General features: G+C 30.3%; 1 protein-coding gene. It reads right to left on the bottom strand.

Annotated elements, in window-relative coordinates; all coding sequences use genetic code 11:
* Positions 1 to 16: 16 nt before the first annotated feature.
* On the bottom strand, positions 17 to 544 hold a 528-nt coding region (locus Xenpb_RS19780), incomplete at its 5' end, for a hypothetical protein (RefSeq protein ID WP_222943057.1).

Here is a 544-nt window from a genome sequence, read left to right as displayed (position 1 = left end):
TTGGGGGCTGGGATATTTAAAATCGTTTACACAAGAAAAGAGGCCTCGAAAATTCGTTGAAAATGTAAAGATCTTTATCAACCGACGTAATATTTAGGTAAGAGGATGACGGTACTCTTCCCAATATAGAGAATATCGTATCAACTGTGGGTGGGGTATTGTCATTAGCCCACAATTTTACATTTATAATTTTGAATGTGTATATCTGATCCTTATCAAAATCAGTGTAATTAATCTTTACTTCACGATCGATTATGTAATTTTTATTATCTATTGACAGTACACCTTTCTCTATCAAAAAACCTGTCCCATTACCATATAAAAATAAAAAAATTTTTTCATTTAAATTGGCTAGATCAGTGTTATTAACTTTTCTACGTGAAGTTAACTCACCCGCGCATCGAATCTCGATGTTATTTTTTTTATTGTCCACATTGATAATTTCAAATGATACTATTAACAAAATAATGGAAAGTAATGAAAGCGCAATATATAACCAATGGTTTTTTTTCATCGATTTACACCAATATTGTTTAATATGCTT

The organism is Xenorhabdus sp. PB62.4 (genome assembly GCF_014467285.1).
Taxonomy (GTDB): domain Bacteria; phylum Pseudomonadota; class Gammaproteobacteria; order Enterobacterales; family Enterobacteriaceae; genus Xenorhabdus.
The sequence above is the reverse complement of the archived record's forward strand: the minus strand, read 5'-3'. Positions and strand labels throughout refer to the sequence as shown.